The sequence below is a fragment of the Breznakia sp. PFB1-19 genome (assembly GCF_029893935.1).
In the GTDB taxonomy this organism is placed as follows: domain Bacteria; phylum Bacillota_I; class Bacilli_A; order Erysipelotrichales; family Erysipelotrichaceae; genus Breznakia; species Breznakia blatticola.
This window is the reverse complement of sequence record NZ_JARXXJ010000005.1, coordinates 100992-122584: the sequence shown is the minus strand read 5'-3', so window position 1 is coordinate 122584 and position 21593 is coordinate 100992. Positions and strand designations below refer to the sequence as shown.

The following is a 21593-nucleotide window of genomic DNA, read 5'->3' as shown; positions in this document are numbered from 1 at the left end:
GATTTATTCCTTATCTAAATTGCATTTCATACAATTTTGCATATTCACCATTCTTTGCGAGTAATTCATCATGACTTCCCACTTCATCAATTCCTGATTCACCTAAAACCACAATGCGTTGTGCATTTTTAATTGTAGATAAGCGGTGCGCAATCACAAATGTCGTTCTATTTTTTGCCAGTTGTTCAAGTGATTCTTGGACAACTTTTTCACTTTCATTATCTAAGGCACTTGTTGCTTCATCAAAAATAAGAATTGATGGATTTTTCAAGAAAACACGAGCAATCGAAATTCTTTGTTTTTGCCCACCCGATAGTTTAACTCCACGTGATCCAATATCTGTATCATACCCATCTTCAAGTTCAACAATGAAATCATGCGCATTGGCTTGTTTAGCTGCACGTATAATATCTTCTTCACTTGCATTTGGATTTCCATAGGCAATATTGTCCATAATCGTTCCTGCAAACAAATAGACATCTTGTTGTACAACTCCAATATGATTCCGTAAAGAGGATAATGTAACATCACGATTTGAAATTCCATCAATACGAATCACTCCATCACTTAGTTCATAGAAACGTGGAATTAAAGAACACATCGTTGTTTTCCCTGCTCCGCTTTGTCCAACTAGAGCAATGTATTCACCAGAACGTACTTGTAAGTTTACATCACGCAGTACATAATCACTTTTCTCATTGTAACGGAAGTATACATGTTCAAAATCTACATTTCCTTTTACATCCTTTAATTCAATTGCATTTGGTGCATCTTCGATATCTGGATGAATTTCTAACAATTCCATAAAGCGTTCAAATCCACTGACTCCATCTTGGAAAGTTTCTGTAAAGTTAATTAAACGTTTAATTGGATCGGTTAGATTTGATATATATAATAGGTAAGCAATCAAATCTCCTGCATTCATTTCCCCAATGCTAATGAAATATGCACCACCAATAATAATGATGACACTCAGCATTGAGATAAAGGCACCGATTCCAGCATGGAAACGACCCATCTTATGATACGAGTTACGTTTTGTATCAATCCATAAACTATTTTCATGAGAGAATCGATTCATCTCTGCTTCTTCATTGGCAAAACTTTTTACTACACGAATTCCAGATAAACTATCTTCGATACGTGCATTGATATCTCCAATTTTTTGACGATTGGCTTTAAATGCTCGTTTCATTTGCTTATTATAGTAAATCGCAAAGACAATCATAAACGGAATTAAAGCAAACATGATCAATGTTAATGGAACATGAATCGCTAGTAATATCGCAAAGGCTCCCACAATACGAATAAACGAAATAACGATATCTTCTGGACCATGGTGATATAATTCTGTAAGTGAGAATAAATCATTGGTTAAGCGCGTCATCAATTGTCCAACTTTTTGATCATCATAAAAGCTAAAGCTTAACTTTTGGTAATGTTGAAATAATTCATTACGCATATCTGCTTCCATGAATGCACCCATTACGTGTCCACGATATGCTACATAGTAATTACAGATATATTCAATAATCACGAGTACTAAAAATACCCCGGCAAAAATTGCGATTGTATCCATTTCGATAGAGCCACCACTACCTAGTACATCATTGGCAACATAACGCGTCATCAATGGGAATACTAAAGTAACTGCACTAGCGACAAAAGCGCAAAACATATCTGTAAAAAAGATCTTTTTATATGGCTTATAATAGGATAAAAACTTCTTCATTCTTTTTGACATAAGTACCTCCAAACGCTATTCATTATATCATACATAGAACATTTGAAAAAACGTATGCCCACATACAAAAAATAAAGAGCCGCCGAGCTCTTTATTTTTTTAATTATTTAAAAGGGAGAATATAATGAAGTATCTAGGATTATGTCGATACTTCAACAAACGGGTGTAACGTTTGTATACACATATAATACTGTCGTCAAGTGGGCACAATATCAATTATTTATGGAAATTTGTGTGAAGATTTTAATGAATTGTAGATAATTGATGTCCTTCTTGTCAAAGCACTATGGGTCTAAATTACGAAGTACCTAAGATTTACTCACATTCTATACGTTTTTGAGAAGATTAGATGCCAAACCGTTTATTCCTTGCAAAATAGTAGGTTTATAATTAATCAGAAAAATAGGGCTTTTTTTATATCTATTTCTTTATATACCCCTATTTTTTGTTCCGTATCCGCTTACATTGTTAAGAATCGGTTAAAATTGGTTTAATATTCGGTAAAAATGGTAGGAATTAAAAGAATAGTTATGGTATTATAAGTATAGGGAAAAGGAAAGGAGTAATAGGAAGATATGATTTTAATGTACACATCTTTTGGTTGTACAAGTGCAATCAAAGCGAAAGCTTGGTTAAAGGAGAACAATTTGAATTTCGTGGAAAAGAATATTCAAAGTACGCTGCTTAACAAGGAAGAGATCAAGTATTTGCTACAAAGATGCCCGAATGGAACTGATGACATCATCTCTACCCGTTCAAAAGCATTTAAAACATTAGGAAAGGACATCGATGATTTAACAGTCAACGACTTAGTAAACTTTATTCAAGAGAATCCTACCGTCTTAAAAAGACCAATTCTACTTGATCACGATAGTTTCGTAGTTGGATTTGACAACGATGAAATCACTGCATTCGTTCCAAGTGAAACACGTAACGTGTTTGGAAATGAGTAAATAGGCATCAATGAATAAAAAGGTTTCTCACAACTTAGATATGTGAGAAACCTTTTTTGTTTATAATATAATCCACAAAATCACAATCATTACAACAATAACAATTGCAAGTGCACCATTTAAAAATGCATGCACATATTGTTTTCGATTTTTAAAATTGTATGCATCAATCCCTAATGTGATAGCAACTAGCACACTTGTGATACTCATTCCAAGATTCCAATCGATTAAATTCATAATTCTTGAAATGATAATACATGCTGCAGACAATGCATAAAGATACAGTTTGATCTTTTGCAGTTGTTCTGTTTTCATTGTTTCTGTGTTTGCCAATTGCATACCCTCACATTCTTACTTTGCTTGTTCTTTATCTAAAGCAAGTTCTTCTTCATCTAGTTTTTCTACTTTTGCTTCCTTGATGACTTTTTCATCAACTTGTGTAATTGTAAAACGATATCCAGCAAAATCAATATATGCATTATCATCTTTTTCTGGTAAACGTTCCAATTCAGAAACAAGGAACCCATTCAATGTATCATATTCATCTACTGGAAGTTGAATCTTTAGAATTTTTTCTACCTCATCAAGTTCAATTGAACCTTCCATCAAATATGTATGATCCCCAATTTTACGATATTCGACTGGTACATCATCATATTCATCAAATACTTCACCAACGATTTCTTCGATTAAGTCTTCCATTGTGACAATCCCTGCAGTTCCACCATATTCATCAATTACAATTGCCATATGTTTATGACGTTTCTTCAAATCATAAAATAATTTATCAATTGCTAGTGAATCAGGCACAAATACTGCATCTTGAATAATGTTACGTAAATCAAATGTTTTCACATCGTGTTTTTCATATACATAGCGAAGTAAATCTTTTGCGTGTAATAACCCTACAATATCATCTAAGGTTTCATCATAGACTGGAATTCTTGTAAATCGTGAATCTTTAAAGTAATCCATTACTTCATCATAACTTGCATGAACTTCAAGACCTTCAACATCAACACGGTGTGTCATTACTTCACTTACTTCTGTGTCGTTGAACTCAAAGATGTTATCAATCATTTCACGTTCAGAGACATTAATTTCTCCTTCTTCGCTACTTGTTGCTACCATCAAACGTATTTCTTCTTCACTTACTAAATCATCACTTTTATTAGGATCAATTCTAAGCAAGCGTAAGACACCGTTCGTACAAAACGATAATACATACACAAAAGGTAAGAAAAGCTTGTACAGAAGGTTTATTGGTACTGCCACGACATTTGCAAAGGTTGTTGGTTTTGCCATCGCGATTCGTTTTGGCACTAGTTCTCCAAAGACTAAAGTTACAAACGATAATAAAATCGTAATTAGCGCCATCGAAATACTACGCATAGTACCTGCATTTAATGTTAACCCCATGTTTTGCATCAATTCAACTAGATTATCCGCAAATGCATCACTTGCAAGTGCGGAGTTTAGAAACCCAGATAATGTAACCCCAACTTGAATCACCGACAACAAACGATTGGGTACATTCACAAGGCGATATAGCATCGCAGATTTTTTATTTCCTTCTTCTGCTTCAATCTTCAGTTTCTTCTTATTTAACGAGATTAAGGCAATCTCACTACCCGAGAAAAATGCATTTATTAAAACCAAAACAATAAGAATTATTATGTTTATCATTACTACCTACTTTCTTAAGAAAATTGTAAGGATTCTACCTATATAAGTCAAGAAAATCACACATAGGTTTTATTGGCAATATGCTAAATACAACGCTTCTCATACCCACCTATGATATTTTTAACTTTTAGCGTCAGAAGTCGCCCACTTCAACGGCGATAAGTAAGTGGGTGATGAATGACACCTTATGTCTTTATTAACACAAATAAATGACACCCTTGTTTCAAGCAGTAAGGCGAATTATTGTGTGATAATTATTGTTGGTGATATTCCTACGTGGTATAATCAGTATGAAGGATATATCATTCTACATTAGAGGTTATATATATGATAAAACTAGATAATAATAATCATTCGGTGTTCGCACTATATTACCATCTAATTCTTACAACTAAGTACCGTAGAGAAGTAATCGATGAAACTATCGCTAAGGAATTAGAGAACCACTTTATTCGGATTGCTAAAAACTACCATATCAAGTTGCAAGAATTCAACTTTGAAGCAGATCATGTGCATATTCTGTTTAAAGCACATCCCAACAGTGAACTTTCTAAGTTTCTAAATGCATATAAATCTGCTAGTTCCCGTTTGGTAAAGAAAGAACACCCAGAAATCAAAGACAAACTATGGAAGGAAATGTTTTGGTCAAAAACATTTTGCTTACTAACAACTGGTGGTGTCACAATTGACATAATAAAGGAGTATATTGAAAAACAAGGAGAAGCATAAGTCATCTACCTATGAAACAAGTGAAAAAAGCATTCGTATATCGTATCTATCCAAATGACTTGCAAAAAGAAATGTTTGCGAAGACTTTTGGTTGTGCTCGTAAGATATGGAATTTGATGTTAGATGATCGAATCAATAGTTACAAGCAGTACCAAGAAGATGGTACGCCAATAAAAGAAACAACACCAGCAATGTATAAGAAAGATTATCCTTACCTAAAAGAAGTGGATAGTTTGGCACTAGCTAATGAACAAATGCATCTACGTCGTGCGTTTACAAATTTCTATCGTGATTCAAAGAGTGTAGGCTATCCAAAGTTCAAAAGTAAGAATCGTGATCGAAACAGTTATACGACAAATAATCAAAATGGGACGATTTCCATCATTGATAAACAAGGAATCAAACTACCAAAGATTGGTGTAGTTTCGATGGACTATCATCGTGAACATACAGGAAAGATAAAAAGTGCAACAGTTAGTCAAGATGCAACTGGTGCCTATTATGTAGCCATCCTATGTGAAACAGAAGTAGAGGCATTTGCAAAAACAAATAGTAGCATAGGTATTGATATGGGTATACATCACTACGTTGTTCTTTCTGATGGTACCAAGATTGAAAATCCAAAGTATTTAAAAAAGGATATGCAACTACTGCAGAAACTACAACGCAAGCTTAGTCGAAAAGCTGAAATCGCAAAAGCTAAAGGTATTAAATTAGAAGATGCTAAGAATTATCAAAAGTTAAAAATAACCATTGCTCGATTGCATAAACGCATTTATAATCGACGTCATGATTTTTTACATAAGTTATCAACCTATCTCATCAAAAACCACGATGTAATTTGTGTTGAAAAACTAAGTGTAAAGAAGATGTTAGAAAGTCATTTAGCACAAGCAATCACAGATGCAGGTTGGACAAAATTTCTTACGTTACTAAAGTACAAAGCCGATTGGTATGGAAAGTCAATCAAAGAAGTCGAGCCATACTATCCATCTACACAGATATGTCATGTCTGTGGGAGTAAGGAATCAAAAAAAGAACTCCACATAAGAGAATGGGAATGCAGTAGTTGTCATAGTTATCATGACCGTGATATCAATGCAGCAATGAATATCCATCAACATGGACTAGTTATATAAGTAAATAAAACACAATAAGGTCTAGGAACAGACCTGTGGGGTATATAGGAGCAACCGCTGATACAATATCAAGTACACTCTGTTTCCACGAAGCTCACACTTCAAATCGTTAGATTAAGTGGGGGTAGTTCACAACTATTTTCATTAGTGTATTTCGTCATAATACCTCTAAATATGCTTGCACCTTTTTTTCAACTTTATATCTTTTTGCATACATTACTAATTTAGCGTAATTAATTTCTCCTTTTGCTGCATAGGCTTTAAATGCAGGAGCAATAACTTGAATATCAATTTTGTAAATTTCCCTAAGACATTCAACCAACGTTCTTTCAACATTATAAACCAGAACTTTTTGTCCACTTGGTGTTTTAATTTCCTCAATCCCGTCATTGTAATAAGATCGTGCAATAACTGGTTTTATCCCCGCTTTTTTTATTATTTTTGTATTCGTCCCATAAGAAAAACACATAATAGGTTCAAATGGAACAACCAAAGATACGCCATGTAACCAAAGTGCAGTTTCAAGTGCATAGATCCCTTTTGGATATCGGTATTGTAAGATATACAATTCATCTACATAAACATTAGGTTTATGATAGAAGCCCCGTATATCATTTTCGAGTTCCTTATTCATTAACATTGTACGAATATGATGATATGGTACGCCCTCCTCTTTGACTTGGCTAAAGGTAACAACTCCATGATTCATATCAAGAATCTCTTTCAATTTATTCATCTATTTCCTCCTTTCTGCAACTTTATGCTAACATTATAGTCTTATGTTAGCATATAGTTACATTAATTTGTAGTTATATTTAAAACCATTCCTTTTTATTCCACACATATGTATACACAAAATAAAAAGTCTTACCTAAAATCGTAAGACAATAACGTATCTGCATTATCTAGTAATTTCCATCCTTGAAATTTTGAATCATTTGACCAGTTAATGAATCTGTTGAAAAATCATCGCCAATTTCATCAGCTTTCAACCATTGGGCTAGTGCAAGTTCTTCTTCATCTAACGTAATTTCTGTATCGCCATCCACTTCAGTATAAAATCCCATCAAGATTGATTCACTAACACCCCATGGTTGGCTTTTATAGTATCGAAGATTTTTAATGTTGATTCCAACTTCTTCTTTCACTTCCCTTTGGCATGCTTCTTCTACAGTTTCACCAATTTCAACAAAACCAGCAACTAAGGCGAAGCGTGCATATTCCCTACCTGCATATTTTGTCAGTAAAAGTCTATCTCCACTGGTTACAGCAACAATAACTGCTGGATTGATTCTTGGGTATTCAATATTCCCACACACTTCACAAACTAAAGCACGTTCACTTGTCGAATGATGAAATGCACTTCCACAATGTCCACAATACCGATATCGACGATACCATTGTGCTAAATGATATGCACTACTTGCTGCATAACTCACGACTTGTTGGCTTTGAGCCATAAAAGTACGTAATGGAGTATAAGTATAATTTTCAACCATCGTACGATCTAAACTTATGAAAACATCATGTGAAGCAATTTGAAAACCATAGACGACTTGCTTAAAATGTATATTTGCTTCCTGTAATTCCTTATACGTATAAAAACGAACATGCTTCCCATCTTTTTTCGATAGCAAACCTTGCTTACTTACTTGTACAACCCAAGCATCATCATGTATCTCTTTGCATTCAAAACGATTGTCTAATTGATCTGGATAAATTTCTTGTAGCATAGAATCCTTTCTCACTTCAATGAGTATCATTTCTTCCAATAAAATGTTTGATTTTTCCAAACTTTAACTTTTTCAATCATATGAAGTGTAAGTATTTTTATTTATGATAAGATAATAATACCACTTTATATAGGAGAGTGGATAGAACTTCTATGATATTGAATATTAAACATATTCCCTCAATGTTTTCTTATAATTAATGATTTTACACATTTAATATTCATAACCCCTACATAGAAGTAAAGCAAAAACCATTGGACCCCCACAGACCAATGGTTTTTTTATATTCCACAAAAAAACCAATCTCATGTATCGAAATTGGTTATTATAATTTAGCGTAGGTATGTATCTCTAGCACCAACAAAGGCTCCATAGGTTGGAGTATTTACCGGTTCCACCAATGTGAGTGCTGGTTGCAATTTCGCTTTGAACGCTTGCTTCATTTGTTCAGCATTCCATAGACTTCCACCATAACTTATATTTGTGATGCCTGTTTGTGCATATAAGGTGTTTGCTAGAAGTGCTAAATCCGTTGCTGCCTGTTCAAATATTGCTAGGGCAGCAGGATCCTTTTCCTTTGCTAGTTCATATACATCTAATGATAGTGATGCAAGTTTCTCACGTTTGTTTTCTAGTGTATCTGAAACAAAAGAAATTATATCATATGGGCTAGTAAACTCATATTTATTCATCATATAGGTATAAAGGAAGGTTTGTTTTTTACGCCCATCTGCTTGTTCGCTAAATTCCTTTAGCAACATTTTACCAACTGCATAAGCACTTCCTTCATCACCGATTTGATAGCCCCAACCACCACTCATCGTAAAGTTATCTTTTGCTTTTGCATAAGCGATACTTCCAGTTCCTGCAATTACAAGAATTCCATCAGCACCATCAAATGCTCCAAATAAAGCAACTTGTCCATCATTGAATACAACAAATGGAACATCACCAAATGCCTTTCTACATACTTGGTCGGTCTTTTCTTGCATCGTGGCATTACCACCATAGCCACCTAGACCCAATCCAACATACAGTTGGTATGCTTCATCTTTTGGAAATTGTTCTTTAATAAAGTTAAATCCTTCTTGTAAAAGTTCCACCGATTCCGCTTCACTTTTTTGCATGATATGTACACTACCTAAGGTAATGGAAGCTAGTTCTTTACCATTTGCATCATATCCGGCAAAGTGTGTTTTTGTGCCTCCACCGTCAATTCCAATAATATATGTTTTCATTCAGTTGACTCCTAAATTATTTGTCAATTCTTAATGTTGTATCGACATCAAAGAAATGCACCTTGCCTAAATCAAACGTTAATTTTGTTTGTGAATGTGATTCAATTCCTAAGCGAGTTGAAACTTTCGCAATTAATGGTTGATCATAGAATGTTCCATGAAGAATACTTTCATGTCCTAAAAGTTCACTAATATCTACTTGGAACGTAAAGCTTGCACTTGGATAGGTTCCTTCTACAATTCCTTCTGAGTAAATATCTTCTGGACGGATTCCCATAACAACTTCTTTACCTTCATAATCCTTAATATCTGAATAGAATTTCTCTGGTAATTCCATATGTAAATCCCCGATTACAAAACTATGATTTTCAATACGTCCATGTAAGAAATTAGTTGCCGGACTTCCTACGAATCCTGCTACAAACATGTTTGCTGGATTGTTGTAGATTTCCTTTGGTGTTCCAATTTGTTGGATATACCCATCTTTCATTACGACAATGCGTGTTGCCATTGTCATCGCTTCTGTTTGGTCATGGGTAACATAAATTGTTGTCGCACCAACACGTTCATGTAATTTGATAATTTCTGAACGCATCGCCACACGTAATTTTGCATCCAAGTTACTTAATGGTTCATCCATCAAGAATACTTCTGCATTTCTTACGATTGCACGTCCTAGTGCAACCCTTTGACGTTGTCCACCCGATAACGCCTTTGGTTTACGATCTAAGTAATCCGTAATTTCTAGAATTTTTGCTGCATCGCGTACACGTGCATCAATTTCAGCTTTTGGCACCTTACGGATTTGTAGACCAAATGCCATATTGTCATACACGCTTAAGTGTGGATACAGTGCATACGACTGAAAGACCATGGCGATGTCACGATCTTTAGGCAATACATCATTCATCTTTGCTTCATTGATGAATAATTCACCTGATGTTATATCTTCAAGACCGGCAATCATACGTAAAGTTGTACTTTTCCCACATCCTGAAGGACCAACAAAGACGATAAACTCTTTGTCTTTTATTTCCAAGTTGAAATCAAATACCGCTTGGACATTATTATCATAAATTTTATTTATATTTTTTAGCTGTAGTGTTGCCATAGTTCCTCCTATTTATATCGACGATTGTATAGATATAACAATCCAAGTAAACCGCATAATCCAACAAGTTGTACAAGTAGTCCCATGTACCCTATATGTTTTTGTCCTACAATCACCATGGTTAGTGAAGCAATAAAGGTACAAATAATTAAAATTGTTTTAAGTGTTTTATTTTCCATATGTAGCACCTAATCCTTTAATCCACCAAGGGTCATACCTTGTGTCAGTTTCTTTTGCACCATAATATATAGGATTAATGTTGGTAACATAACAATCACAAGCCCTGCATACATCGGTCCATAGTTTGCTGCTGCTTTTTGCGATTGCATCAAGTTGATTAGACCAACTGGTAATGTTTTACTTGCTCCTGGCATTAAAGTTAAAGCAATGATGTATTCATTCCAGAAAGACAAGAAGTTAAATAGGATTACCGTGATGATACTTGGTTTTGCCATTGGAATCATGATTTTTACCATCGTACGGAAATAGCCAGAACCATCCATATACGCTGCTTCTTCATATGCTTTTGGTAATGTTCTAAAGTAACTTGTTAGTAAGTAGATCGTAAATGGTAGTGCGGTAGCTGCATAAATAATCGCTAATACCACAATATTATTTAAGAAAATTCTTTGTCCTATAATTTGTGAAATCCCTTTATCCCAACTTAATAACATCAGGAAGATAGGTACAACAATATAGTTCACGTTAATAAATAATCCACTCATAAATCCAAGATTTACAAGTTTCTTTCCTTTAAAGCGGAAACGTGCAAGTGCATATGATGCAGGTAAAGCAACAACCAACAAAATCAGAAGACCCAATCCTGTTGCCACAATGGAATTGATGAAGTACTCACCCATATTCGCTTTTTCAATTGCATCTACAAAGTTTTGGAAATGAAGACCAATTGGCATTGTCCATGGACTACCATAGAATTCACTATTTTGTTTCACCGATGCTAGAAATACCCAAGCAACCGGCACAATAATAGAAATCGCTAATGTAAATAAGGCTACATATATAAAGATGCGATATAAACGATTTGTTTTTTTATCCATAACATAACCTCCTAAAATTCCATGTCATCACGTAATGTGATTTTATTTACTACTGCACTAAGTACAAATGAGAAGATAAAGACAATTGCTCCAATTGCCATACCATACCCATAGGTTGCATTATCATATGCTTGACGATATAAGTAACTTAAGAATACTTCACTTGCTCCATTCGGACCCCCACCGGTCATAACTTTCACAAATAGGAAACTCAAGTTAATTGAACTAATAATATAGAATGTCAACGTCGTTCTAATATTTCCCCAAATCAGTGGTAACGTGATTTTAAAGAATTGTTGAACTTTATTTGCTCCATCCAGTGATGCACTTTCATAGAGATGTTCTGGAATACTTGACATACTTGCCATATACATAACCATGTAGTATCCAATAGCTTGCCAAATCATCGTTCCAATCACTGCATATATTACGATTGATTGATCTCCAAGAAATTTAATTCCTTCCCAATTCTCTGGTTTAAATAAACCAATAATACTATTTAATAATCCATTACTTGGATCATAAATCGCACTAAAGATGGAAGATATTACAACGACTGATAATACGTTAGGTATATAGAAGATAATGCGAAAGAAATTTTCTCCTTTTACCTTTTCTCTTGTAAGAATCGCCGCAAAAACTACCGCGAATATAAGTGTAACAATCGCAACCAATACAATAATCAGAATGGTGTTTTGACACGATCTAATAAAGTTCATATCTTTAAATAAAATAAAGAAATTGTTTAATCCGACAAACTCTTGATTTGCGGATAATCCTCCCCACTTCAACAATGACATTCGAAATACATTTAATGTAGGGAAGACCATAAATACCGTAAATAAGATAATTGCTGGTGCTAAACACAACCAAATAAATCGTCTCTCTTGTTTTTTGTTTTTCATACGCCTTCCTTTCTTAAAAAAATAGCGGTGTTGCCACCGCTACATTTTATTTGTTTGCTTCAACAACTTTTTTAAGTCCAGTTAAGAATTCATCATACCATTGATCAACAGTTTTGTCTTTTGTCATTACTGAGTTTACTGTTCCGTATAAGATTCCTTCTGCACCTGTTAAGTCTACACCTTCCACTTGGTTTTCAAGTGCTGCAAATCCAACTGCATTAGCTTTTGCACCATTGTCGTAGATTGAGTAGAAAATTTTATTAATGTCATCATCTTTAATGTTGTCTGATGCGTTAACTGTAGGCATTACAGCAGATTTTCCTTTTGTGTAGAATAATGTTGCTGCTTCATCAGAGTAGCAGTAAGCCATGAATTTTTTAGCTAAATCAACATTTTGGGCACCTTCAGGAATGTACATTTGTTCTGTGAATGTAGTTGAGTAAGCATCACCATCAGCAGTTACTTTTGGTAAAGCCATCATTCCCCATTCAAATCCTTCAGCTCTTGGTGCATCTTCCATTTCACCTGGTAACCAAGTTCCATTAGGAATGAATAATGCTTTGTTGTCTAAGATCGCTTGTTGGTTTTTCGTGAAGTCAGTTCCGTTAGCTTGTGCTACAGTGTTTGGTTCAATGTATTCAGCAAGTTTTCCAACGATTTCAAATGCTTTTTTCGCATCTTCACTTTCCCAAGTTTTTTCATCATAGTGCATCATTTTGTCATATGCATCTGGTCCAGCAGTTTCATTTAATAATGCAGAGAAGAATGCATCAAAGTATCCAGTTGTTGGGTATGTAAATAAAGCAATACCTTCTGCTTTTGCTTTGTCTCCTAAAGCAAACATTTCATCCCAAGTTGTTGGTACTTCCCATCCTTTTTCAGCAAATAATCCAGCATTGTAGAACAATCCACATGGTGAATAGTTCAGTGGTGCTAAGTATAATTTACCATCATCGTAAGGACGTAAGTTTAATGCATCTGTAAATCCAGGAATGATGTTTTCTTTAACTGTTACATCTGATCCAGGAATTTTCATGTCTAATAAATCATCAATTGGTTGAATTTGTTTTTCTTTCACCATAGTGTCAGTTAATCCACCTTGTGCTCCAATTGATAGGTAGATAATATCAGGAATGTCTTCACCAGCTTGGATTCTTGGACGAAGTACATCAGAGATGTTCTTTTCAAATTCCAATTCTACCTTTACACCTTCGATTTCCTCAAATTCTTTGGCAACTGCTTCCCAACCGCCAGTTCCAAATCCACCATCAAGTCCTGCAATTTTAAGAACTTTTTCGTCTGTGTCAGCTTCTTTACCAGAACCTCCACATCCTGCTAATGCTGTTAACATCACAGCACTCACACAGGCGAACTTCATAAATTTTTTCATTGATTCGTATCCTCCTTTTATTGTGTCAAATCAATCATCTACTTAAATCATAGTGCAAGTAAAGCGCTTACACCATACAGGATATTGTCACGTATTTTATATATATTGATTTACGCAATCAACATCCCTAAAACAACATCAGACAGTAAACCACTTAATTTCTGTTGGTTCTAACTCAACTTTGTGAGTTTGTCCATTTGTTGTAAAAACCGTTGCTTCTTGTTTTTCATATGTATTGTTTACCACACAGTAACTACTTGTTGATGGATACATATTTACTTCCACATTGTAGTTATCTGCATACCACTCTTCGATTTGATCTTCTTTACCAGCTGCATAGAATAAACTACGGTATAAAAGTCTCGTATTTTCAAAGTTGAATGGTAAACCACTCATGTATATTGCACGTCCTTTTCCGTAATTGTGCACTGCCAAGTTCACACTTTTTCCAGTTGTTTTGATTACCGTTGTATCACGATTGGCATATGCAAATTGCACCTTATTTCCAAAGTTAAGTGTTTCTGGTAAACCTTTTGTAATGAAGTGTTCATGCTCATCCCAGTTATACTTATCATGAGATAAGGTGAATCCAACTTCTTTATCTACACCAAGTACATCATATAATTGGAAGTAATGTCCTTCTTTTTGATATGCACTAGGATCTCCGATTCCGATAAATCCATTACCTTGGTATATATATTGACGTATTTTTGTAACGATGGCTTCATTTTTCCAGTATTCTCCTCCCGAGAATGATGTATATGCATCACCAACGTTAAGAATTACACCTGGAGTATCAAGCACATCTGGACGCTCGAGTAATTCATCAAAACTGATAAATTCGATATCCACAGGTAATCCACTTAGCGCTTCCAAGTATCCTTCATATCCATAGTTGTCTTCATATGGAATGGCATGGTGCACCATGTGTGCTCCCCATGAACGTAATTTTCCATACGAGTTAAGTACATATACTTTGAATGGTACACAGTATGGTTGCACCTGATTAACTTTGTCATATAGTTCACGGAATTCATCTGCGACTTCTTTAACATAGTCGATAAACTCTGGGAACTCTAATGCAAGTTTTAAATATCCACCATAACCAATACGGTCCACAGGTTTTCGTAAAATTGCACGTCTTGCAGTTACCCAATTTACTTTTGCTTCATGTAAAGGATCTCCTCCTTCATGAAATGTATCTGGGAAGAAGTATGGTAGCAATCTTCCTTCGGTATATTTCACTCCTGGAATATCTGAGATGATTCGTAATGTTGAACCATTTCCTACACTTCCAACAACTGCATCCAAACCAACTTCTTTAAAGTATTTTCCGTATGGTTCTGTTCCAATCCAGTGATCACCTAAGAACATCATCGCTTCTTTACCAGCTTCATGTGTCGCATCAACAAATACTTTCATTAATTTACTAACTTCAATTTGTTGGAATTCAATGAAGTCTTTAAACTCTTTTGTTGGAATGACAAACTGTGAATTGTAAGTACCTTTGTTAATAATGTATTCTGGTCGAAATGGATATCCAGCCCATGCTTCGAATTTCCCTAATATGTAAGGAGAAACACTTGCATTATAACCAAACCATTCGACAAATGATTCACGTGCTTGTTCATCAAAGATTAATGTAAATTGATGGAAGAATGTTGTAAATCGAATCACATCAATTTCTGGGTTATCTTTTAAATATCGTTTAAACTTATCAATTACGTATGCTTGCGTCTTTGGTTGACGTACATCATATGTCATTTGATGTTCTTCATCTTTCCAGTCATTGGTAATCGCATTGTACATGTGTACAGGATCCCAAATAATATATGCTAGAAAGCTTACAGTATATGCATGAAATGGGATTGCTTTGGTAATTACCACTTCTTGTGTTGTTTCATCATAAGTCCAATCTTCAAAGGCTACAATTTCACCAGTCGTACGGTCGATGACTTCCCACCATTTTGACATGTCATCATTTGTATTTGGTTGTAATAAATCTTTGTAGATATATTTCATGATTGAAATTCTCAGTTCATCACTACTTGCACTTTCAAATTGTGACATGATGTATACTTGTTGAATTTCATCTGGGTTTTTTCTTGCCCAGTCATTATCTTTTCTTGTTGTATAGTACGTTGCGTATTTTTTTACATCCAGACTTTTTAGTTCATCTGGCATAACAGTTCCATCGCAATCCCGTATCGCATCTCCACCCCAATAGTCTATGATGCGAACGGTTTCACCGATCATATCGATATCTGTAGGGACGGTCAGTCTCCCTTTCTGTTTGCTCACAAGATCTCCTCCTTTGCTTTACATTTACATCATATCCAAAGGCATTTTATAATACAAGAGGGCAAATTGTAAGCACTTACATTTTTCATCAATATATATAAAATACATACCGAAACAATCGTTTTTTTTTGCTTTTTTAGTTATATTGCGAACTTTTCAAAAAAATTAAAAATTTCCACTTTTTTCTTTTATTCATTGTAAAATCACGATTTTCTATCTACAATGAGATTGTGAAAGGGATTTCATTGGGAGGGTATCATGAGCAATAATCGCTATCAAGTCATACGGAAACAACATGAAAAAACCAAGCTAATTCTTCGCTATATTACACATGCACAAAAGGGTTCTGATTGGCATAGTGTAAAACACACACACGATTTTACAGAGATATTTTTCGTTGTAAACGGTAAAGGGCGTTTTCTTATTGATAATGAAACTTTTAGCACTTATAGTGACGATGTTGTCATTATCAGTTCAAAGATTCCGCACACGGAAAGCCCAATGGAAAACGAAGATTTCGAATACATCGTTTTAGGTGTAGAAGGCTTGGAATTACAAGATCATAGTGGAAATAAGCTCATGTACCAAGTGTTCAATTTAAACAGTGAACATGACAAGATGATGTTTTATTTACAAGTGTTATTACAAGAAGTAGAACTTAAAAACGAACTCTATGAAGCAATTTGTCACAACATTTTAGAAGTATTAATCTTCTTAATTATTCGCAGCAATGATAAGCAACTATCCTATAGAAGTGTGACAAAAGGAATGAAGGAATGTGAGATTATTGAAAACTATATCAAATCAAACTACCATAAAAACATTACACTTGATGACTTAAGTGAATTGACTTATCTAAGTAAGTTTTATATCAGTCATGCGTTCAAGCGCTATAAAGGAATTTCTCCAATTTCTTATTTAATTCAAACGCGTGTACAACACGCAAAGAAGCTTCTAGAGAGCACAAATAAATCTATGGCACAAATAGCTACGGATGTTGGTTTTGTCAGTCAGTCGCACTTTTCACAGACATTCAAACAGGAAACGAATCATACACCATTAGAGTATCGTAAGTTATCACGTGTACTCGTGCAAGATACAGATAGACATTAAACAAAGGTAATGAATACCTATCAACGAATTAGACGTTGGGTACGCATTACCTTTTCTTATACAACTTTTAAACATTGCCTTATTTCATTTCTTATTATCACATCTATCGATTCCAACAAAACTCATAAAACACAAAAGTCTGTGAAAAGTGAATTCACAGACTTTTGCGCATCGTTTTTTTATTCTTATATAAAGTTAAAAATATTAACTAAGAGGGTTATTTTTATACTATTTCTTTAGTTTCTTTTTATATCCAAATCCAATTCCAAGTGCAGATAACGCAAGTAACATAAGTAATAGATTTACATTTGTTGTATCACCTGTATTCGTACCATTTACTGGTTTATCAGGAGTTTCAGGAGTTACACTTGGTAATTCTTTACTTGGTTCTTTTAATTGATTAATTGCATTTGTAAGTTCAACTTTTGCTTGCAGCACATCACCTGCTGTTGCATTTGGATCTTCTAAAACCGTTTTTGCTTTTTCTAAAGCATCAACAAATACATTCCAAGTATCTTTTGTATAATCAGCTTCTTTTAATTTAGAGCTATCTTCTACAAGATCTTGTAATTCATCTTTAGCAACTTCTACTGTACTTGTTAATTTACTTACAGCATCCAACAATGCATCGTATACTGTATCAACATCAGCTTGTAGTGCTTGATCATTTGCCAATACAACTTTTGCCTTAGCAAGTGTATCTGCCACAACATTCCATGTTTCTTCAGTATACTCACTTGCTTCTAGCACATCAACAATATCAACTAATACTTGTAAGTCTGCTTTATCGCCTAACTTTACTAATCCATTCATTGCCGTTTCAAGCATCGTTGTAGCTGCATCGACTGCCTCTTGACTCTTTGGATTTACTAGTACTTTATTTGCTTTATCAATAGCATCTGTTACTTTTGCATAACTAGCACTTGTATAAAGTGTCGCATCAATTGCTTCAGCTTTTGTGATAGCTTCTACTAATTTTTCAGTGTGAATTACTGGCTTTGTTTGTTCCTCAATTAAAGCAAGAATCGTTTGTAGATCTGCTTCCATTTGATTTACTTTAACTTGTGTTGAACGAGCAAGTACATCACTATTCTCAGCAATTAATATGTGCATTTCTAGAAGTTCAATAACTTCTGGATCTGCTTTTAACCCTGTAGCTTTCGTTTGCTCATCAAGCACAGTTTTCGCTTTACTAATTGTAGCTTCTAATGATGAACTATCAACTACTGATTCACCCTTAATCAACAATAATTGTAGTTTGGTGGCTTGTTGCTCTGTTGCACTTCCTTTTAAATCAACTTTAAATGTATTAGAAAGAACGCTTCCTTGACTTGTTAAGTCATATGTATGACCTTCTACTTCGTGAATCGTGTTTAACCATGGAATAACCACATCACTTGTAATTGGTACCCATTGATCATTTTGTTTTGCTGAAACTGTGAATGTTGATACGCCATGTGTTTTTGGCTTATCTGTCAAAATCAACAATTCTTTTGCACTAATTTCTTTTTCAAAAGTAAGAATAATCGATCCATCTAATGCACTTCCAAATTCTTCAAATGCTACGCCTGTCCCTAATTGACCATCGATTAAATTTTCTAACTTTCCTTCTTTAATGGTTAGATTTTCTGCTTGTATTTGCACCTTTCCAGAAAGGGCATTTTGACTTGTATAGAATGTTTGAATTTCATCTTTCAACTTCACAAGTTCAGCTTCATATTCTATTTCATTCACATCTGGATTTGCAGCAATACTTTTAGCATGCTCTAATGCGGCAAGTAATGTTTGTACACTTGTAGTGCTAAACTCCCCGTAAGTATCCCCAATTAATAATCTACGTAAATTTTTCTCCATCGTATCAGCAATTGTATTTAATTCACCAATTTTACGAACTAGTTTCCCATTTGGTTTTACTAATCGCATATTGATTTTTGATGAACCCCATTGTGTATATCCAGCATTTACTTTAATTCTAAATTTTGTTGTTTGTACTGGTTTCTTTAATGTATATACTAAATTTTCTTGTGCTTGTACACCTGCTTTTGTTTTCCAAGCAAACGTTACATTTTTTTCCAGTGATTTCCATTCTCCATCTTCAAAGTATTCAAAATCAGCATTCTTTATACCTTGACTCGTTGGATACCAACCAATCATTTCTACGCGATCGATTTCAACAAGATTTGTATAGTCATACACAATATATGCATTTTTACTTGTCAAATCTCCACCAGGTGAAAAATCGATATCTTTCGCATCTGGATTACTCACAAAGTAATCCATTTCTCCTTTTTGTAAGGTTAAGTTTTCAAAACTTACAACTGGTTTTGTCATTGATGATGATGCTGAATCATCAATTTTAGGAGCAATCACATGCATACATGTTTTTTTACTCCACACTGTGTTTACGCCTAATACGACAACTCGAATATCTGTTGTGGTAATTGGTTGATTGAAGTATTTTGTCAATGTGGTTGGACCACCTGCGTTACCATTTGCATAAGTAACTGTTGTTTCTTCTAAGTCCACCCATTGATCTTGCACTTTGTATTGAACTTTATATTTATTTATACCTTGTTGATCACCCCACCAACCAGTGAATGTTACACCGTTAAAGGTTTCTTCTTGATCATAGGCATACGCAAAATATGCATTTCCTTCACTCATCAATTGTTCATTCATGTAAAAGTTAAAGTCTTTTACATTTTCTAAATTAACTAAGTTTTCCAACATACTTGTTGGTGTATCTGAATGTAATGTGATGCCATTGACACTTATAGTTGGTGTGCTATCTTTTGCTAGTACTTTAGTATTTCCCTGTACGATAAACATACCCAACAATAGGACAGTCACAATTATACATTTCCCAATTTTATTTATGTATTTCATTATGAACCTCCCTATTTTAAGATTCCAAGGACATTATTTCCTTGTACATAATTTAAGTCATTTGCAAAACGAATCGTTGTTCCATCTTCCACTTTTGCACGTATCGCTACCATATATGGTTTTGATGTATCAGGTCGTATCAGTTGCACATTGATTTGTTTATTACCCGGCTGTAATTCACTTGCTTCACACATACTTGCTGCATCAACAATGTTTCCCTTTGCATCAAGTAATACAAGTTCCATCTTTGTAATTTTATGTGGTGCTGAAAAACCGTAGTTAGCAATATCTACAGTTACATTTACGGTTTCATCCTTTACCGTAGCAGTAGCACTTTCCACTTTCAAATAGTATCCTAAATAATCACGTAAGTATTCAAACATGTTACGTGGAATGTTGTTCCCATCAGCATCCATAAACCATGCTTCATCGTATGGTAAATCATATGTGTCTAGAATCGCTTGGTTTACATATTCATGTTGCCATTCAGCCATACTATATAATTTCCCTTGTTCTTTATTTTGTTCTTTATAATTATGCGTCATTGACAGTGATGTAAAGTGATGTTCTTTCATACGTTGTGCAATTAAATATGCATTGATTGCTTTACCACCAGTATAATAACCATTGGCACTTCCCCAAATCATCTCACCATCCACAAGAAGATACTTAGACTCTTCTGTCATTTTTTTCCACTTGGTTGCATTTTTATCGGATCCTGCAGTGTTCCAAGAATGTAACTCACCAATTAGAAAGTCATCATGGAATGCCACTCGATTATAATCTTCACTACTACTAGGAACATTATTTTCTTTAATGTATGAATAGCGTACTTGTACTTGCATATCTTTTGGTGTTGCTGCTAATACTGCATCCATTACCGCCTTGTTGTCAATACGTGACATTGCACCTGAATCCCATTCACCCCATGCACCAACAATACCCGCTTGGAATACATGGATTTGATCTTTACGCTCAGCAATGAATGGTTTCACCTGTTCCATATGGCGTTGAATTTGTGCGAGTGATGGTTCTTGCGATGTCGGATTCGAATCATTTGAAACATATGTAAAACGGAAAATTGCTTTAAGATCATGTTCTTTTAACTTATCAAAATAAGCATTCATGTTTTTAAATGCAGTATCATCTAAGTCTTTATCTTTATATCCAGTTAGATAAAAATACACTTGAATCAATTTTGGATTATCTGACTTGTATGTTGCAATTTCATTTTCCAATTGTTCAATTGCATCGACCGTTTTGTACTCAAACAAACTTTTATTTGTTTCAACATTAAGATATACTTCCATTCGATACCCACGATTTGGATTTTCTTGTAATAGCGTACTTTGATTTCCATCAAGACTTTTTACATCGAAGTTATATGTTTTCTCGTTTGGAATTATACTTCTTTGATTTAATAAAACATTTGTGGATATCATTCCACCAATTAATGCAAATATAAGCATCCCAAGAATGAAATACTTACTTCTTCTCAATTTGTCCACAGACATACCTCCCTCTATTATTAAACACATCGTAACATTTACTTTTTTGTATTTCTTACGCTATAAAGATGAGTATCAAGCAAACGTATAAAATATGGA

At 34.4% G+C, this 21593-nt stretch carries 18 protein-coding genes; 4 read left to right on the top strand and 14 right to left on the bottom strand.

The features are described from left to right. Positions 1-10: 10 nt before the first annotated feature. Positions 11-1744 (bottom strand): ABC transporter ATP-binding protein, encoded by a 1734-nt coding sequence (locus M2098_RS04195; protein ID WP_280682315.1) that lies wholly within the window; start codon positions 1742-1744, stop codon positions 11-13. 575 nt (positions 1745-2319) lie between these two features. On the opposite strand from M2098_RS04195, the gene M2098_RS04190 reads away from it, so the two are divergent. Next, positions 2320-2697: a Spx/MgsR family RNA polymerase-binding regulatory protein gene (locus M2098_RS04190; protein WP_134169488.1), complete on the top strand. Its 378-nt coding sequence runs from the start codon at positions 2320-2322 to the stop codon at positions 2695-2697. Positions 2698-2757: 60 nt separating this feature from the next. On the opposite strand, the gene M2098_RS04185 is transcribed toward M2098_RS04190, so the two are convergent. Continuing rightward, positions 2758-3030, bottom strand: a complete 273-nt coding sequence (locus M2098_RS04185; RefSeq protein WP_280682313.1) for a hypothetical protein — start codon at positions 3028-3030, stop codon at positions 2758-2760. A gap of 18 nt (positions 3031-3048) precedes the next feature. Continuing rightward, positions 3049-4383, bottom strand: a complete 1335-nt coding sequence (locus M2098_RS04180; protein WP_280682311.1) for a hemolysin family protein — start codon at positions 4381-4383, stop codon at positions 3049-3051. Between the two features lie 330 nt (positions 4384-4713). Between M2098_RS04180 and tnpA the strand changes: the two genes are divergently transcribed. Both tnpA and tnpB read left to right on the top strand, forming a co-directional pair. After that, positions 4714-5112, top strand: a complete 399-nt coding sequence (gene tnpA, locus M2098_RS04175) for an IS200/IS605 family transposase (RefSeq protein WP_280682324.1) — start codon at positions 4714-4716, stop codon at positions 5110-5112. 11 nt (positions 5113-5123) lie between these two features. After that, the gene (gene tnpB / locus M2098_RS04170; RefSeq protein WP_280682309.1) at positions 5124-6251 is read left to right on the top strand and encodes an IS200/IS605 family element RNA-guided endonuclease TnpB; all 1128 of its coding nucleotides are present in this window, start codon (positions 5124-5126) and stop codon (positions 6249-6251) included. A gap of 157 nt (positions 6252-6408) precedes the next feature. On the opposite strand, the gene M2098_RS04165 is transcribed toward tnpB, so the two are convergent. From M2098_RS04165 to gnpA, 9 genes are all read right to left on the bottom strand, one after another. Further along, positions 6409-6987 (bottom strand): hypothetical protein, encoded by a 579-nt coding sequence (locus tag M2098_RS04165; RefSeq protein WP_280682307.1) that lies wholly within the window; start codon positions 6985-6987, stop codon positions 6409-6411. A gap of 169 nt (positions 6988-7156) precedes the next feature. After that, the gene (gene nudC, locus M2098_RS04160) at positions 7157-7984 is read right to left on the bottom strand and encodes an NAD(+) diphosphatase (RefSeq protein ID WP_280682305.1); all 828 of its coding nucleotides are present in this window, start codon (positions 7982-7984) and stop codon (positions 7157-7159) included. Positions 7985-8316: 332 nt separating this feature from the next. After that, positions 8317-9222: a BadF/BadG/BcrA/BcrD ATPase family protein gene (locus M2098_RS04155; protein WP_280682303.1), complete on the bottom strand. Its 906-nt coding sequence runs from the start codon at positions 9220-9222 to the stop codon at positions 8317-8319. Positions 9223-9238: 16 nt separating this feature from the next. Beyond that, complete coding sequence (ugpC, locus tag M2098_RS04150) at positions 9239-10333, bottom strand: sn-glycerol-3-phosphate ABC transporter ATP-binding protein UgpC (protein ID WP_280682301.1); 1095 nt, start codon at positions 10331-10333, stop codon at positions 9239-9241. A gap of 8 nt (positions 10334-10341) precedes the next feature. Further along, complete coding sequence (locus M2098_RS04145; protein WP_280682299.1) at positions 10342-10512, bottom strand: hypothetical protein; 171 nt, start codon at positions 10510-10512, stop codon at positions 10342-10344. Positions 10513-10521: 9 nt separating this feature from the next. Next, positions 10522-11391, bottom strand: a complete 870-nt coding sequence (locus M2098_RS04140) for a carbohydrate ABC transporter permease (protein WP_280682297.1) — start codon at positions 11389-11391, stop codon at positions 10522-10524. An 11-nt stretch (positions 11392-11402) separates the two neighbouring features. Then, positions 11403-12296, bottom strand: coding sequence for a sugar ABC transporter permease (locus M2098_RS04135; protein WP_280682295.1), 894 nt, complete (start codon positions 12294-12296; stop codon positions 11403-11405). A gap of 46 nt (positions 12297-12342) precedes the next feature. Next, the gene (locus M2098_RS04130) at positions 12343-13686 is read right to left on the bottom strand and encodes a carbohydrate ABC transporter substrate-binding protein (RefSeq protein WP_280682293.1); all 1344 of its coding nucleotides are present in this window, start codon (positions 13684-13686) and stop codon (positions 12343-12345) included. 138 nt (positions 13687-13824) lie between these two features. After that, complete coding sequence (gene gnpA, locus M2098_RS04125; protein ID WP_280682291.1) at positions 13825-15987, bottom strand: 1,3-beta-galactosyl-N-acetylhexosamine phosphorylase; 2163 nt, start codon at positions 15985-15987, stop codon at positions 13825-13827. Positions 15988-16245: 258 nt separating this feature from the next. Between gnpA and M2098_RS04120 the strand changes: the two genes are divergently transcribed. Continuing rightward, the gene (locus M2098_RS04120) at positions 16246-17100 is read left to right on the top strand and encodes an AraC family transcriptional regulator (protein WP_280682289.1); all 855 of its coding nucleotides are present in this window, start codon (positions 16246-16248) and stop codon (positions 17098-17100) included. A gap of 228 nt (positions 17101-17328) precedes the next feature. Here M2098_RS04120 and M2098_RS04115 read toward each other — a convergent pair whose 3' ends face one another. Next, positions 17329-19986, bottom strand: coding sequence for a hypothetical protein (locus M2098_RS04115; protein ID WP_280682287.1), 2658 nt, complete (start codon positions 19984-19986; stop codon positions 17329-17331). An 11-nt stretch (positions 19987-19997) separates the two neighbouring features. Next, complete coding sequence (locus M2098_RS04110) at positions 19998-21494, bottom strand: DUF4874 domain-containing protein (protein WP_280682285.1); 1497 nt, start codon at positions 21492-21494, stop codon at positions 19998-20000. Positions 21495-21593 lie beyond the last annotated feature (99 nt).